General features: G+C 44.2%; 13 protein-coding genes. 12 read left to right on the top strand and 1 reads right to left on the bottom strand.

What is annotated here, in order from left to right; all coding sequences use genetic code 11:
- Positions 1 to 35: 35 nt before the first annotated feature.
- Entirely contained in the window at positions 36 to 1472 is a 1437-nt protein-coding gene (clpX, locus tag LC508_RS11470) for an ATP-dependent Clp protease ATP-binding subunit ClpX (RefSeq protein WP_033141272.1), read from the top strand.
- A gap of 122 nt (positions 1473 to 1594) precedes the next feature.
- Here the strand turns inward: clpX and LC508_RS11465 are convergent, their stop codons facing one another.
- Complete coding sequence (locus tag LC508_RS11465) at positions 1595 to 1963, bottom strand: VOC family protein (protein WP_103732400.1); 369 nt, start codon at positions 1961 to 1963, stop codon at positions 1595 to 1597.
- A 219-nt stretch (positions 1964 to 2182) separates the two neighbouring features.
- Here LC508_RS11465 and rho point away from each other — a divergent pair, with 219 nt between their 5' ends.
- From rho to LC508_RS11410, 11 genes are all read left to right on the top strand, one after another.
- Complete coding sequence (gene rho / locus LC508_RS11460) at positions 2183 to 3712, top strand: transcription termination factor Rho (protein ID WP_054351854.1); 1530 nt, start codon at positions 2183 to 2185, stop codon at positions 3710 to 3712.
- Between the two features lie 104 nt (positions 3713 to 3816).
- Positions 3817 to 4020, top strand: a complete 204-nt coding sequence (gene rpmE / locus LC508_RS11455) for a 50S ribosomal protein L31 (protein ID WP_018593782.1) — start codon at positions 3817 to 3819, stop codon at positions 4018 to 4020.
- 120 nt (positions 4021 to 4140) lie between these two features.
- The gene (locus tag LC508_RS11450) at positions 4141 to 5187 is read left to right on the top strand and encodes a DUF1385 domain-containing protein (RefSeq protein ID WP_103732899.1); all 1047 of its coding nucleotides are present in this window, start codon (positions 4141 to 4143) and stop codon (positions 5185 to 5187) included.
- Positions 5174 to 6043, top strand: coding sequence for a peptide chain release factor N(5)-glutamine methyltransferase (gene prmC / locus LC508_RS11445; RefSeq protein WP_103732898.1), 870 nt, complete (start codon positions 5174 to 5176; stop codon positions 6041 to 6043). The genes LC508_RS11450 and prmC overlap by 14 nt, the downstream gene beginning before the upstream one ends.
- Complete coding sequence (prfA, locus tag LC508_RS11440; protein ID WP_033141267.1) at positions 6036 to 7109, top strand: peptide chain release factor 1; 1074 nt, start codon at positions 6036 to 6038, stop codon at positions 7107 to 7109. Before prmC ends, prfA begins: the two co-directional genes overlap by 8 nt.
- 195 nt (positions 7110 to 7304) lie before the next feature.
- Entirely contained in the window at positions 7305 to 9080 is a 1776-nt protein-coding gene (locus tag LC508_RS11435) for a sensor histidine kinase (protein WP_033141266.1), read from the top strand.
- A gap of 19 nt (positions 9081 to 9099) precedes the next feature.
- A complete protein-coding gene (locus LC508_RS11430; protein WP_033141265.1) occupies positions 9100 to 10692 on the top strand; it encodes a response regulator transcription factor in 1593 nt (530 codons plus the stop codon).
- 181 nt (positions 10693 to 10873) lie between these two features.
- Positions 10874 to 12151, top strand: a complete 1278-nt coding sequence (locus LC508_RS11425; RefSeq protein ID WP_103731406.1) for an ABC transporter substrate-binding protein — start codon at positions 10874 to 10876, stop codon at positions 12149 to 12151.
- Between the two features lie 62 nt (positions 12152 to 12213).
- Complete coding sequence (locus LC508_RS11420) at positions 12214 to 13098, top strand: carbohydrate ABC transporter permease (protein ID WP_158587298.1); 885 nt, start codon at positions 12214 to 12216, stop codon at positions 13096 to 13098.
- Between the two features lie 15 nt (positions 13099 to 13113).
- Positions 13114 to 13935 carry a carbohydrate ABC transporter permease gene (locus LC508_RS11415; protein ID WP_052099430.1) on the top strand — a complete coding sequence of 274 codons (822 nt, stop codon included), beginning with the start codon at positions 13114 to 13116 and terminating at the stop codon, positions 13933 to 13935.
- A gap of 25 nt (positions 13936 to 13960) precedes the next feature.
- Positions 13961 to 14950, top strand: coding sequence for a uroporphyrinogen decarboxylase family protein (locus tag LC508_RS11410; RefSeq protein WP_103731407.1), 990 nt, complete (start codon positions 13961 to 13963; stop codon positions 14948 to 14950).
- Positions 14951 to 15187: the final 237 nt, after the last annotated feature.

The raw sequence follows: 15187 nt of genomic DNA, 5'->3' as shown, positions 1-15187 counted from the left end.
CAAATTTTATATAGAAAAGGCAGGGAGAATAGGAAATGGCAGACGATAAGGACTATTTGGAGAAATCCGAAAAAGACAAGTTAACCGCAGATAATTCCTCAAATGACGAGGAAGACTATGAAAAAATCTGTTTCATGTGCAGAAGGCCGGAGAGCAAAGCAGGGAAAATGATTGACCTGCCAAACGATATCCATATCTGTGTGGAATGCATGCAGAAAAGCTTTGACACCATGAACAACGCACCGATTGACTATAACGATTTAATGAAGAACATGCCCAACGTGAGCATGATCGATCTGAACACGCTGCAGAACCAGATTCCAAAGCGTCAGCGGGTGAAAAAGAAAAAAGAGGAACCAAAGCAGGAAAATACAGCATCCAAGGCATTTGACATCCGAAGTATCCCGGCGCCCCACAAAATAAAAGCCAGCCTGGATGAATACGTGATCGGACAGGAACGGGCCAAGAAGGTCATGTCAGTAGCTGTCTACAACCATTATAAGAGAGTATTTGCGGACAGGGCGGATGATATTGAAATTGAAAAGTCCAATATGCTGATGATCGGGCCGACAGGAAGCGGCAAGACTTACCTGGTCAAGACACTGGCAAGACTTTTAGATGTACCCCTGGCGATCACAGACGCTACCTCATTGACTGAGGCAGGATATATCGGCGATGATATTGAGAGTGTTGTCAGCAAGCTTCTGGCAGCGGCAGGCAATGATGTGGAGCGTGCAGAGCACGGAATCATTTTTATTGATGAGATTGACAAAATCGCAAAGAAAAAGAACACGAACCAGAGAGACGTAAGCGGTGAGGCCGTACAGCAGGGAATGCTGAAGCTGCTGGAGGGCAGTGAGGTGGAGGTTCCGGTGGGAGCCAACAGCAAGAATGCCATGGTGCCTCTGACCACTGTGGATACCAAGAATATTCTCTTTATCTGCGGCGGAGCTTTTCCGGATCTGGAGAATATTATCAAGGAGCGTCTGAATAAGCAGGCATCCATCGGTTTCTTTGCTGACCTGAAAGACAAGTATGACCATGATGCCAATATACTGGATAAGGTGATCGTGGATGACCTGAAAAAGTTTGGCATGATTCCGGAGTTTTTGGGACGTCTTCCCATTATCTTCACACTCAGCGGTCTGACAGAGGAGATGCTGGTGCAGATTCTCAAGGAGCCTAAGAACGCCATTTTAAAACAGTACCAGAAGCTGCTGGCACTGGATGAGGTGAAGCTGGAATTTGACGACGGAGCCCTTGGTGCGATTGCGAAGATGGCCCTGGAGAAACATACAGGCGCCAGAGCCCTGCGCGCGATCCTGGAGGAATATATGCTGGATATCATGTATGAGATTCCAAAGGATGAGAATATCGGGGAAGTCATAATCACAAAGGAATATATTGAACACACCGGAGGCCCCAGAATACTTCTGCGGGGCCAGGAGATTCCGAGGATCAGCATGAACTGACAGTAATGTGAAGGAGCAGTACTTTACAGCTTACCTGTATAAAAAAGGACTGCTGCATCAGAAGCCATCGGCCTGATGCAGCAGCCCTTCGGATACAGGATATCCTGCAGACCTGCGGTGTATTATTTGGCAGGAACAACCTCCAGCCAGTAGCCATCCGGGTCCGAGATGAAATAGATGCCCATATCGTGGTTTTCAAAACAGATGCAGCCCATTTTTTCGTGAAGCGCATGAGCCTCCTCATAGTTATCAGCCTGAAATGCCAGATGGAATTCATTGTCGCCCAGGCTGTATGGTTCTTCTCTGTCACGGAGCCATGTCAGTTCCAGTTCAAAGTCTGTAGTATCATTTCCCACGTACACAATGATAAAGGAACCGTCATCCGCGGTGATGCGTTTTTTTTCCGTAAGCCCCAGTGCCTCCTGGTAAAATGTCAGAGAGCGTGACAAGTCAGCTACATTATAATTCTCATGTATCATTTGAAATTTCATAAAAAACAGCCTCCTTTTCTTTTTTTATATTATAAAATAAGTAAGGGCAGATGACAATAAGGCACCGGAAGAAAAAAATTATAAATTGCATATTATTCTTTTGCTTTTTTCCAGAAAGTATGGTAGGATTATAGAAGAAAGAGAAATATTCATAGATCTATTCATGTCGAATCAGACGATTACCCATTTGTTGCGATTTTTAAAGAAAGGATTAATATAATGAGAGAAAAATATGAGTCCCTGTCTTTGGGGGCATTAAAAGAAATTGCCAAGGCCAGAGGAATGAGAGGAATTTCCACCCTGAAAAAAAGTGAATTGGTGGAGCGCATGGTGCAGGAAGATGACAAGGAGCGCCAGATGAAGGAGAGCAGTGCTCCCCAGGAAAGCGAACAGGAATCCAGAAATGGGTCAAGAGCGGGCAAGGCAGAAGAACGCCAGGAGTCAAGAGCATCCGGTCGCCAGGAAGAGCGCCAGGAGACAAGAGCATCCGGCCGCCAGGAAGAGCGCCAGGAGACAAGAACGTCCGGCCGCCAGGAAGATCGTCAGGAGTCCCGCACCTACGTCAGAAAAGAAGAAAAGCAGGAGAGCCGTACAGAGCGCCCGCCTATGGAGCAGTCAGACTTGGACAGCGGCATGAGTGTGAGCGGCATTCTGGAAGTGCTGCCGGACGGCTATGGGTTTATCCGAAGTGAGAATTATCTGCCGGGTGAGAACGACGTGTATGTGTCTCCCTCACAGATCCGCAGATTTAATCTGAAGACCGGGGATATTCTCCGGGGTAATACAAGAGTGAAGAGCCAGAACGAAAAGTTTTCTGCCCTCCTTTACGTGACATCCATTAACGGAATCAAACCGAATGAGATGCGCAGGCTGAATTTTGAGGACATGACCCCTATATTCCCCAATGAGAGACTGCACCTGGAGCGTCCGGGCGGAAGCCTTGCCATGCGTATTGTGGACTTAGTCAGCCCAATCGGCAAAGGGCAGAGGGGTATGATTGTGTCTCCTCCGAAAGCAGGTAAGACAACCCTCTTAAAAGACGCTGCCAAATCCATTTTGAAAAACAATCCGGAGATGCACCTGATCATCCTGCTGATCGATGAGCGGCCTGAGGAGGTAACAGATATCAGGGAAGCCATTCAGGGACCGAATGTGGAGATTATCTACTCCACTTTTGACGAGCTGCCGGAACACCACAAGCGAGTTTCCGAGATGACCATAGAACGTGCAAAACGTCTGGTGGAGCATAAGAAAGATGTTACCATATTCATAGACAGTATTACAAGGCTGGCAAGAGCCTACAACCTGACTGTTCCGCCAAGCGGCCGTACGCTGTCCGGCGGTCTTGACCCGGCGGCGCTGCACATGCCAAAGCGCTTCTTCGGTGCTGCCAGAAATATGAGAGAGGGCGGAAGCCTGACGATCCTTGCCACAGCCCTTGTGGATACCGGAAGCAAGATGGATGATGTGGTTTACGAGGAGTTCAAGGGTACCGGCAACATGGAGCTGGTTCTGGACAGAAGACTTCAGGAAAAGCGCGTATTCCCGGCTATTGATATTTCCAAATCAGGTACCAGAAGAGAGGATCTTCTGCTCACAAAAGAGGAGCATGAGGCAGTGGATATCATGCGCAAAGCCCTGAACGGAATGAAGGCAGATGATGCCCTTGAGAACATCTTAAATATGTTCGCACACACCCGCAATAACAATGAATTTGTACAGACAGTGAAAAAACAACGATTTCTATAATAATGCTTGCATTTATAAAAATCATATGCTATAATTTAAAAGCTGTTTGAATTTGTAAAACGCAAAATAAAGATAAATAACAAACGATAGAAGAGGTGAAAAAGATGAAAGAAGGAATCCATCCAAACTACCAGGAATGTACAGTAGTATGCAACTGTGGAAATACATTTAAAACAGGCTCTACAAAGAAAGAACTCCACGTAGAAGTTTGCTCTAAATGTCATCCTTTCTATACAGGACAGCAGAAAGCTGCACAGGCTCGTGGACGTATTGATAAGTTCAACAAAAAATACGGCATGGACAAATAAAAAAACGGGAGAGGCTGAGGTTTTAGGACTTCAGCCTCTTATTGTATATCCTGAGCAGTATAGTATCTGCTTTGGCAAATCGCTGCTGCTTTTGGGGATTTGTATGATATGGAGGTATAGATGAAATCATCTAACATCGGCGGACAGGCAGTCATGGAAGGCATCATGATGCGTCATCAGGATCAATACTCCATAGCTGTCAGAAAGCCGGACAAAGAGATTGAAGTTAAGATAGAAGACTACAAGAGTTTTATTAAGAACAAAAAGATACTCTCTCTTCCTATTATCAGAGGCGTGTTCAATTTCATTGATTCGCTGGTAGTGGGCACAAAATGCCTGATGTACTCCGCAACCTTCTTTGAGGAGGAAGAGGAGGAGATTAAAAAGAGAGAAGCCCTGAATCAGGAAGAACGGGAAAAATACGACGCAAAACAGAAGAAACAGGAAAGTATCCTTATGACAGGAACCGTAATCTTTTCTGTGATTCTCTCTGTAGGTCTGTTCATGGTGCTGCCGTATCTGATCGCCAGCCTGCTGCACAGGGTAGGCGCTTCGGAGACGGGGGTGACCCTGGCGGAGGCGCTGGTGAGAATCCTGCTCTTTTTGGGATATCTGCTTTTGATTTCCAAGATGGAGGATATCCAGAGAGTGTTCATGTACCATGGGGCAGAGCACAAGTGTATTAACTGTGTGGAACACGGAAAGGCCCTGACCGTGGAAAACGTTATGGAGAGCTCCAGACTCCACAAACGCTGCGGGACCAGTTTTCTGTTTTTTGTCATTGTTGTGAGTATCATATTTTTCCTGGGATTTTTTGCTGTTGTGCCGGTACATACCATGTGGCTGCGGGTTGTGATCCGTATTCTGCTGGTGCCGGTGATCGCCGGTATTTCCTATGAAATTATCAGGCTGGCGGGAAGAAGTGAGAATCCTGTGGTGTGTGCGCTTTCAAAGCCGGGTATGGCTATGCAGAAGCTGACCACAAAAGAACCCACACCGGATATGGCGGAGGTTGCCATCGCGGCGGTGGAGGCAGTCTTTGACTGGAAGGCATATCTTCTGGAAAATTTCCCGGATGCCCGTGAGAAGATCGCACAGGCGGAAGAAGACCGTATGACCGCTTCACACAGATGTGAAACAGGAGAGGGTTGTTATGCAGACGCATAGAGAACTTCTTCTGGAGGGAAGAAAGACACTGGAAGAAGCCGGAATCGCAGACAGTACAACTGATGCATGGCTTTTGATGGAATATATAACAGGCATGACACGGGCTTCCTATTTTATTAGGGAGAACGAGGAAATGTCTCGGGAGCAGGCAGAGAAATACAGGGAGATGATCAGGAGACGTGCACAGCACATTCCTCTCCAGCACATCACCCACGAGGCCTGGTTCTATGGATTGAAATTTTATGTGGATGAGCATGTGCTGACTCCACGGCAGGATACGGAAGTTCTGGTAGAGGAAGTGCTCCTCGAAGCCGGGAAGATGCAGGCGGGCAGCAGCAGATCCAGGATTCTGGATATGTGCACAGGCAGCGGCTGCATTTTGCTGGCTCTTTTGTCCGTTTTAAAAGAAGCGGAGGGGGTTGGAGCGGACCTGTCCGAAGAAGCCCTTGCTGTGGCAGCAAAAAACAGCAGAGAGCTGGGAATACCGGCTGTATGGAAAAAAAGTGATCTATTTGCAGATATCAGTGGAACATATGACATTATTGTTTCCAATCCGCCATATATAGAGAGCCATGTCGTTGATAGCCTGATGGAGGAAGTAAGAGACCACGAGCCGAGAATGGCCCTTGACGGGACTGCGGACGGCCTGTATTTTTACAGAAGGATATCAGGCGAGGCGGGGGAGTATCTGAAGCCCGGAGGGATTCTGGCTTTTGAGATTGGATATAACCAGGGCGGCTCGGTGCGCCTTATGCTGCAGGACGCCGGATATACAGAGATAAGAGTAGTGAAGGACCTGGCAGGCCTTGACAGGGTGGTGCTGGGAAGAAAGAAACAGGAGGAACACCATGTTTGATAAGTTAGATGATATTTTGATTCGTCTGGAGGAGATTTTAAATGAGTTAAATGAGCCTACAGTTGCGAATGACACGGCGCGCTTCCAGAAGCTGATGAAGGAACAGAGCGATCTGCAGCCCATAGCGGACGCGTATCGTGAATATAAAAATTGTAAACAGACAGTAGAAGACAGCCTTATGATGCTGGATGAAGAGTCAGACCCGGAGATGCGCGAGATGCTCAAAGAAGAACTCTCAGACGCCAAGAAGCGTATTGAGGAGCTGGAGCGCGAGCTGAAGATCTTACTTCTGCCGAAGGACCCCAATGATGAGAAGAACGTTATTGTGGAAATCAGAGCAGGTGCAGGCGGAGACGAGGCAGCGCTTTTCGCGGCGGAGATCTACCGTATGTATGTGAAATTTGCGGAGTCCCAGAACTGGAAGACAGATATGATGAGCCTCAATGAGAACGGCATCGGCGGTTTCAAAGAGGTCACTTTCATGATCAACGGAAAAGGCGCTTATTCCAGGCTGAAGTATGAAAGCGGTGTACACCGCGTCCAGCGTGTGCCTGAGACAGAGAGCGGCGGCCGTATCCATACCTCCACCATAACGGTGGCAATCATGCCGGAGGCAGAGGAGATTGACTTCCATCTTGATATGAATGACTGTAAGTTCGACGTATTCCGTGCTTCCGGAAACGGCGGCCAGTGTGTCAACACCACAGATTCTGCGGTACGTCTGACCCATATCCCCACAGGAATCGTCATCTCCTGCCAGGATGAAAAGTCACAGCTCAAGAACAAAGACAAAGCGCTTAAGGTGCTTCGTTCCAGACTGTATGAGATGGAGCTGGAGAAGCGCCACGACGAGGAGGCAGAAGCCAGAAGAAGCCAGGTGGGTACCGGGGACCGCTCTGAGAAGATCAGGACCTATAATTTCCCCCAGGGACGTGTGACAGATCACAGGATCAAACTGACACTGCATCGTCTAGACGGTGTGCTGAACGGTGATCTGGAAGAGATCATAGACAGTCTTACGGCTGCAGACCAGGCGGCTAAGTTGACGAAAATGAATGATAAATAACATAAGACAGCCGTTGTGCTGTGAAAAATGGGGCTGCTGCACTGGTGAATAATAGGTGTAGCAGCCCCATTTTATAATTGTACGGTGTTTTAAAATGCGAACTTACATTATTTTCCATCTGCCTGTCAACTATTCTTTTTTATTTTTATATCTGTTATAATCAAATTATATATAATGTAGAGGGCGGATGATAAAATGAAAATTAAAATGAAAAACTGGTTTTATAAACTAAAGTTATATCCATCTTTGATGCTGACCTTCAACAGTATCTTTATATTGGCAGTTCTTATAATCTTAGCCACTTCGGCAATCATAACAGGTAAAATAACCGTGAAAAACTATTCAACATATGCTTCGCAGTTCATTCAGGACCTATCAAGGAATGTGGAATATATTACAACTGATGTAGAGAATAAATCACGATTTATTCTTTCAGACTCCAGCATCCAAAATATGCTGACAGCAGAACATCAGAATCCCTCCTATAATAATATTTTGCAGCAGGCTAAGGAGGAAATCACCAGATTGATTATGGAACAGGATTATATTGAATCACTCTCTGTTTTTGATTTAAACGGAAATGGTTTTACAGTTGGGGATAGTCCTTCTTATATCAGCAATCTGTCAGTATGGAAGAAACAGAGCTGGTACCCTGATGTGATTCAGAAAAAAGGGAATTTTATATGGGTAAGTTCTGATTTTAGTGGAATCAGAGAACAGAAAAATAAAATTTTGTTTGCCAGAGTGATTAATAAAAGAGACACTGTAGACGGAATTGGAATTCTCATGGTTGTTCTTGACAATGAATATCTGTCTAAAATGGTAGATAGCCTGAGCAATCCTGCTATAGGGGAATTTTATATATATGGGGGTGAGAGCGAGTTATTGTTTGGACCTGAAACAGAAAATCAGGAAGTACAGGAGTTCATAAGCGAAATAAAAGCTGCAGAAAAAGAAGAAATAGATAGTAAAAGAAATGGAAAATATTTTGTTACAGGATGTTATGACACTCACATGGAATGGAACTATTTGTGTGTAGGCATGGTGAGTGCTGTCCTGAGCAGTCAGTGGATTAATATCCTAATCGTGGCGCTTGTCACATGTTTCGTGATCATCATTGCCTCTTACATATACAGCCGGTTTTCGCATGGCGTTACGCGGGAGCTTCAAAATCTGAATGAGATTATGGGGCGCGCAGAGGACCAGAACTTTAAGGAAGAGATTAAAATCAGAAGGATTGATGAGTTCATTCAACTCGGAGATGCGTACAATAGGTTGATCAACCGCATACATATTCTTGTAAACGAGGTCATGAGGGAAAAGTTAAATGCAAAGCAGGCCCAGCTTGAAAACCTGCAGGCACAGATCAATCCTCATTTTCTCTATAATACGCTGGACTGCATCAGTTGGAAGGCAATGGCAAATGACCAAACAGAAATAGCAGAAATGATTCAGTGCCTTTCCAAAATGTTCAGGTTCAGTTTGGGCAGGGGAGAAAAAGAAATTGAGCTGTCAAAAGAAGTGGAAAACACCAGAAACTATCTCCTGCTGCAGAAAAAAAGATTTGAGGATAAGCTGGTATACCTTATTGATATACCGGAGTCTGTGATGAAATACCGGGTTATCAAATTTTTTCTTCAGCCGTTGGTGGAGAACAGTATCCTGCATGGCATTCAGTCAAAACCTGAAAAAGGATATATTGGTATCTCAGCCGAGGAAGAGGATAGAGAACTGGTGATTTGTGTCTGGGATAACGGAACAGGAATCGATGAGAAACAGGTTGCTGTGCTGCTGGACGGAAATACCTATGATAACAGCGGAAAAAGGCACAGACATGGCATTTATAATGTAAATGAACGATTGAAAATGCGTTACGGGGAAGACAGCGCATTGAGGTTCGAGAACCGGAAAAATGGAGGGACGAAGGTCACTATACGGATTCCTGTAGACAAACTGAGGCAGGACGATTAGGGAAGGAGCAGAGGAAGCAATGTATCAGGTGTTATTGGTGGATGATGAGCCTGTGATTCTGAGAAACATAAGCAAAGTCATTGATTGGGAAAAATTCGGGTTTTCTATCTGTGCAACGGCAGAATGTGGAGAGGAAGCATGCAGATTACTGAAGGAGTACAGGCCGAACCTTGTGATAACCGATGTGATGATGCCGCAGATGAACGGTATTGAGCTGGCAGAATTTATAGGAGAAAATTACCCAAAAACAGAGGTTATCATAATCAGCGGATATGATGAGTTTGATTTTGCCCGTTCTGCCATGCGGGCAGGGGTCATGGAATATATTATGAAACCCACTAAAAAAGAAGAGCTGGAGCAGGCTCTGCAGAAGGTCTATGAAAGGATTCAGAGAAAAGCGGACCTGGAGAGAAATATCAGGGAACTCAGGGAAGAGGCAGAGAAAAATATTCCCATACTGAAAAACCAGTTTTTTAGTGAATTGGCAGATAAAATTATTCCAGAGGGGCAAAACCTGATGGAGAGTCTGAAGTATTATGGTTCAGAACTGAAAGGAGACCCATTCAGACTCTGGTGTTTTGATTTGGACCGGGAAGAAATTTGTGACACTATACCTGAAATGCGTGAACTGTTGTGGGTACAGTTGAGGATGATCATCAGAGAAAATACCAAAGGGCTGTTTGTCAGTGATTCTTTTGTAAAGGGAAAGCATTTGCTATATGTAGTTGAGGATTCTGATACACTGCCGGAGGGAAAATCCATGGAGGAACTGCTTGAAATTATACTGAGTGAGTTCAAAAATCTTACAAGAACTAGTTTGTCCGTGGGAGTCAGCTGTGTATATGAAGATTATCATAAATTATATATGGCGAGAAAGGACTGTGAGGCGGCTCTGGAGGAAAGATGCAATCTGGGAGAGGGAAGCTGTATTTTCTATGATGAGGTCAGAGTATTTTCAAATGAAAGTGTGGAATATGATCATGAACTTATGAACCAGATATGTATGAAACTCAGGGCTTTAAATAAAAAAAGTGCAGTTAAGCTGATTGAAAAAATATATGTGGAGATGAGAGAAAATAAAGCCATATACCAGCAGTTTTACAGCCAGACCATTCTTATCTTAACAGAGCTGTTTAATATCTCTCCGGATGAGGAGAGAAAGAAAAAAATCAGGGAAGTGATCGCTGCGCTTAATGACTATAAAACAGGCGATATGCTGAGAGACCTTGTTCTGGAAATTACAGAGGAGACCGTGGATGAAGCGGCAGCAGATTCGGCGGGAAAAAACAGGGAGATTATGGGGCAGATTGTACATTATGTGGACGAGCATCTTGGAGAAGAAATCTCCCTCGCAGATGTGGCTGACGCTGTTCATCTGAGTAAAAATTATTTGTGCAGTATATTTAAAAGAGAACAGGGTGAGACGTTCTTTTCTTATCTTACCAAAGTCAGGATGGATCGTGCGAAGCAGCTTCTGCGGAGGACGGAACATAAAGTTTATGTAATCGCTGAAATGGTGGGATATACGGATTATCCTTACTTTTCGCAGGTGTTTAAAAAACATACGGGAATTACCGCCGGTGAATACAGAGAAATTTATGCCGGTGAATAAAACCATAGGAAGAATAAAATAGGTTGCAGTTTTACAGAAAATGTAAGGCTGCAGCCTATTAATATATATAAAATAAAATGATGAATATATTTAACGCAGTCGGAATATATTCTATATTTTTCGTTAATCTGTAATGATAGAATCTAAACATAGATAAAACACGAATCAAGGAGGTAAGAAAATGGGAAAGACGAAAAAAATAAGTATGTTGTTGGGAATAACAGCAATGATTGGAACGCTGGCGGGATGCGGAGGCAATGATGAGGTAAATGATGCGGCTGGTAATGAAGGCAGTAAATCGGAAGCCAATGCCGAAATATCTATTTTGGTACATTTTGATCCGGAAACGGACAATCCCGCAAAGTTAGACAGTTTTCAGGAGGCTGCGGATAAGCTTGGTTATAAGATTAATATCGAGCGTGTGGACGATGCAACTTATAAAACAAAAATCAGGGTTATGCTTCAGGCAAATGAGCTGCCGGATTTGTTTTATACATGGGGAGGTTCTTATAGTGAACCTTTTTTAGCGGCGAATGCCCTTTATCCTTTAGAAGATGCGATTGAGGAATCCGGTTATACACTTTATGATACCTATGCACAAAAGGACGAGAATGGTCATAACTATGTTGTGCCCACAGGGGCCCTGGAATCCTACTGTCTCTTTTATAACAAAGCAGTTTTTGAAGATATGGGCAAAGAGGTTCCTGCAGACTGGGAGTCATTATTGGATGTAGTAGATGCGTGCAATGCCAAGGGAATCGGGGCCATGGGACTTGGAGATAAAGATCGATGGGAAGGCGACCTCTTTTATAATATGATGGTGGTGCGGGAAGATGCAGATGCATTTGCAGACGCTATGAAAGACGGAGGTACTTTTACCAGTAAACCATTTGTGGAGGCTGCGGAAAAGGTGGAGACACTGATAGAAAGAAATGCATTTCAGACCGGTTATATGCAGGCAACACCATCAGAATGTGTAGAGCTGCTGAAAGCTGGAAAGATAGCAATGTATCCTACGGGTTCCTGGCAGGTATCCGCACTGCAATCTGATGAGAACTTAGGATGTACGGTATTTCCTAAAACAGGGGCAGAAGATCCATATCTATCCTGCTGTGGAAATGCTGCGGATGCGGGAATTGCAGTCAACGCGAATTCAGAGAACAAGGAAGCAGCAGCCAAACTGGCAGTGGAATACTCCAAGATTTTGAATGACCACCTTGCTGAAAACGGAGAGCAGACCTATTTTGAGACAGACATTGAAGAGGCCGGACAAACAGAAATGATGAAAACATATATCGAGAATTTCAAAAAAATGGAGAAAACACAGTTGTGGTGGTTCACATATCTGGATACTGCAATCGGTGAGCCTATGAGGGATTTATCCCAACAGCAATTTGCTGGCGAAGTGGACGCAGATAACTTTATCAAGCAGCTGGAAAGCATAATCAAAGGCGGATGATATAAAAGAAGTGCAGGGCTGTCCTTAAAATGAGGACAGTCCAGTTTGAAGGGGGAAGAAGAATGAAAAAAATGTTGTCCAACAAACCTGTTATTGCGCTGTTTATGATTCCGGGACTTCTTATATTCGCTTTTATTTTTGTTTATCCCATTTTGTATACCGTAAACCTGAGTTTTACATCATGGAAGGGAATCGGTCCGAAGGATTATGTGGGACTTCACAATTATATAAAACTATTTTCCAGTGACATGGTTTTTAGAAAAGCGCTTCTAAATACGCTGGTCATTCTGATAGTTGCAGTAATTGGGCAGTTAGTGCCAGCACTGTTTTTTGCCATGCTTTTATCAAGTATGAAAAAGAGAACGCGCTTTTTCAGAATCGCGTTCTTCATACCTGTGCTTTTATCTACCACAGCAATTGCGCTTATGTGGCAGAAAATCTACGATGTAAACTATGGACTTTTAAATGAATTTCTAAGAGTTGTAGGCTTGTCAAATTTTCAGCATGAGTGGCTGTCGGAAAAAGGTACCTGCCTGATCGCAGCCATTGTTCCGGTTATATGGCAGTGGATTGGTTACCACATGATTATTCTCTACGCGGGGCTAAAGGCAATCCCGGAACAATATGAGGAGGCAGCAAAACTGGACGGAGCCAATGGTTTTCAGGTAACATTCCGTGTTATTCTTCCAATGCTTCGGGATATATTAAAAGTCTGCCTTGTGCTTGCTGTGGTGGGAAGCATTAAGATTTTCGACAATATTTATGTTATGACTGCAGGTGGTCCTTATAATCTTACAACAACCATAGCGATTCATATGTATAAGGAATCATTTTTGAAATTTAATTATGGTTATGGCAGTGCCATTGCAGTAATGCTCTGTGTGGTATGTATTGGGGTTTATCTGCTGATCAACAAGGTTATGTCAAGGGAACCCATGGAATATTGACAGGAGGAAATGGCAATGAAGAAGAAGAATACAGTCAAAATCATAATTTTAATAATATTTTCAGTGATTCAGATATTTCCGCTTCTATGGCTTATTAATTTTTCTCTGAAAAATAACAGTGAAATTTATACGGCCAGCTCATTAAGGCTGCCGGAAACTCCTGTATTTGGCAATTATGCGGAGGCATGGCTGAAAGGAAATGTGGCGGAATATTTTTTGAACAGTGTGCTGGTTACTTTTGTAAGTGTAGCCATCACAGTTGCGCTGAGCTGTATGATGGGATATGCGATCACGAGAATGAAATGGAGGGGAAGCAATGCCGCATTGGGATTCCTGATGCTGGGGATGATGGTTCCCATACATGCAACCCTGATTCCTCTGTTTTTGATCATGCAGAAAGCAGGACTGCTGAATACACATTGGTGCATCATTATCCCATATATAGCCGCGGGTCTGCCGCTGGCAGTATTTATAATCAGTAATTTTCTCAGAAGTATCCCTCATGAACTGGAGGAGGCCGCATTTATTGACGGATGCGGTGTGATCAAATCGTTTGTACATATTATTATTCCGGTACTGAAACCGGCAGTTGCCACTGTAGCTATCTTCACCTTCATGAGCAACTGGAACGAGTTTATTATGGCATCCACTTATCTGCAGACTTCTGAACTGTATACCCTGCCTATTGGTCTGACTGCTTTTCGAGGCGCCTATTCAACTGCACTGGGCCCCATGGCTGCGGCAATTGTCATAACGTGTATACCGCTGATTCTGTTTTATTGTATCTGCAGCGAGCAGGTGGAGAAAAGTTTTGCAGCAGGAGCTGTGTTAAAGTAAATAAATGTAAAGGAGATTAAAGACAATGCAGACATCAAAAGAATGTGTACTGAATGCCATAGAGGGAAAAGGACCTGACAGAATTCCCATCTGTCTGGATTTTGATTCAGACGCTTTGAATCAGGCAATCACAAAGGATATATTGAAGGAGTACGATGCGGACATTTACATTGTATCCAGCTATGACCCTGAATTTGTACCTGTTGCGGAAGGATACAGCCAGTGGGGATATAAGATGGAGACCTTTGGAGAGACTATGGGGGAGGTAAAGAATCCGCCTCTGGAGTCCTGGGATAATTTCGAGAACTGGAAAAATCATCTGCCGGATTTCACAGCGCCCAGCAGATATACAGAGGCCAAAAGGCTCAGGCAGCTTTATCCGGATAAGTTTCTGGTAGGGGGGCTTGGCATGATGATGGAAGAAATAATCAATCTGCGGGGATATGCCAACTGCATGGTGGATTATTATGAAGAGGAAGAAAATATAAACCGATTGATCGACTGTCTCTATGAAGTGGGAAAACAGATGGTGGACGGTTATGCTGAGGCCGGTATGGATGCTGTTATGGCATGGGAGGACTGGGGGCTGCAGAGAGGGCCTATGATGTCATACGGAATGTGGGAAGAGTATTATTATGACAGGATGAAGAGTTTTGTGGATTACATCCATAAAAAAGGAATGAAATATTTCCTTCACTCCTGCGGGCATATTACATACCTTCTGGACGTTTTTGTTGAATTTGGTGTGGACGTGATTCAGATGGACCAGCAGATGAATATGGGCTTGGAACTGCTGGGCAAATGGAACGGTAAGATATGTTTCCTGTGCCCTGTGGATATCCAGCATAGTGTGCAGATGACAAAGGAGGAGATGGGCAGCTATATCAGGGATATGGTACAGGCTCTGAGTACGGAAAAAGGAGGCTTTATGTACAAAGCTTATCCGCAGCCGGCGGCAATCCATATGACGGAAGCACAACTGAGACAGGAAATTGATTTTATGAAAAACTGCTGATGTAGCAAAGAATTAAAGTGGAACTGCCGGGCAAAAAGTATGGGATGATACTTTTTGCCCGGCATATTTTATTATGAAGAAAAAAGAGATATGCTGTTGCCTGCACGATAATTCCAGGTTGTATATGACAACACATCTATGATACAATAGGAAGCATAATCAGAGTTGCTTCCTGTTACCATAAGGAAAATGACATTGCATTTCCCGGTAAATTGTAATATATTATGGAAGTAAGTA

It is taken from the genome of Blautia parvula (genome assembly GCF_020215665.1).
Taxonomy (GTDB): Bacteria; Bacillota; Clostridia; order Lachnospirales; family Lachnospiraceae; genus Blautia; species Blautia celeris.
Note: the sequence above shows the minus strand (reverse complement) of the source record. Positions and strands in the feature narration are given on the sequence as shown.

Bases quoted from the DNA above. Each gene is read 5' to 3' on its own strand.
- clpX (WP_033141272.1), top strand. From the start codon at position 36: ATGGCAGACGATAAGGACTATTTGGAGAAATCCGAAAAAGACAAGTTA.
- LC508_RS11465 (WP_103732400.1), bottom strand. From the start codon at position 1,963: ATGAAATTTCAAATGATACATGAGAATTATAATGTAGCTGACTTGTCA.
- rho (WP_054351854.1), top strand. From the start codon at position 2,183: ATGAGAGAAAAATATGAGTCCCTGTCTTTGGGGGCATTAAAAGAAATT.
- rpmE (WP_018593782.1), top strand. From the start codon at position 3,817: ATGAAAGAAGGAATCCATCCAAACTACCAGGAATGTACAGTAGTATGC.
- LC508_RS11450 (WP_103732899.1), top strand. From the start codon at position 4,141: ATGAAATCATCTAACATCGGCGGACAGGCAGTCATGGAAGGCATCATG.
- prmC (WP_103732898.1), top strand. From the start codon at position 5,174: ATGCAGACGCATAGAGAACTTCTTCTGGAGGGAAGAAAGACACTGGAA.
- prfA (WP_033141267.1), top strand. From the start codon at position 6,036: ATGTTTGATAAGTTAGATGATATTTTGATTCGTCTGGAGGAGATTTTA.
- LC508_RS11435 (WP_033141266.1), top strand. From the start codon at position 7,305: ATGAAAATTAAAATGAAAAACTGGTTTTATAAACTAAAGTTATATCCA.
- LC508_RS11430 (WP_033141265.1), top strand. From the start codon at position 9,100: ATGTATCAGGTGTTATTGGTGGATGATGAGCCTGTGATTCTGAGAAAC.
- LC508_RS11425 (WP_103731406.1), top strand. From the start codon at position 10,874: ATGGGAAAGACGAAAAAAATAAGTATGTTGTTGGGAATAACAGCAATG.
- LC508_RS11420 (WP_158587298.1), top strand. From the start codon at position 12,214: ATGAAAAAAATGTTGTCCAACAAACCTGTTATTGCGCTGTTTATGATT.
- LC508_RS11415 (WP_052099430.1), top strand. From the start codon at position 13,114: ATGAAGAAGAAGAATACAGTCAAAATCATAATTTTAATAATATTTTCA.
- LC508_RS11410 (WP_103731407.1), top strand. From the start codon at position 13,961: ATGCAGACATCAAAAGAATGTGTACTGAATGCCATAGAGGGAAAAGGA.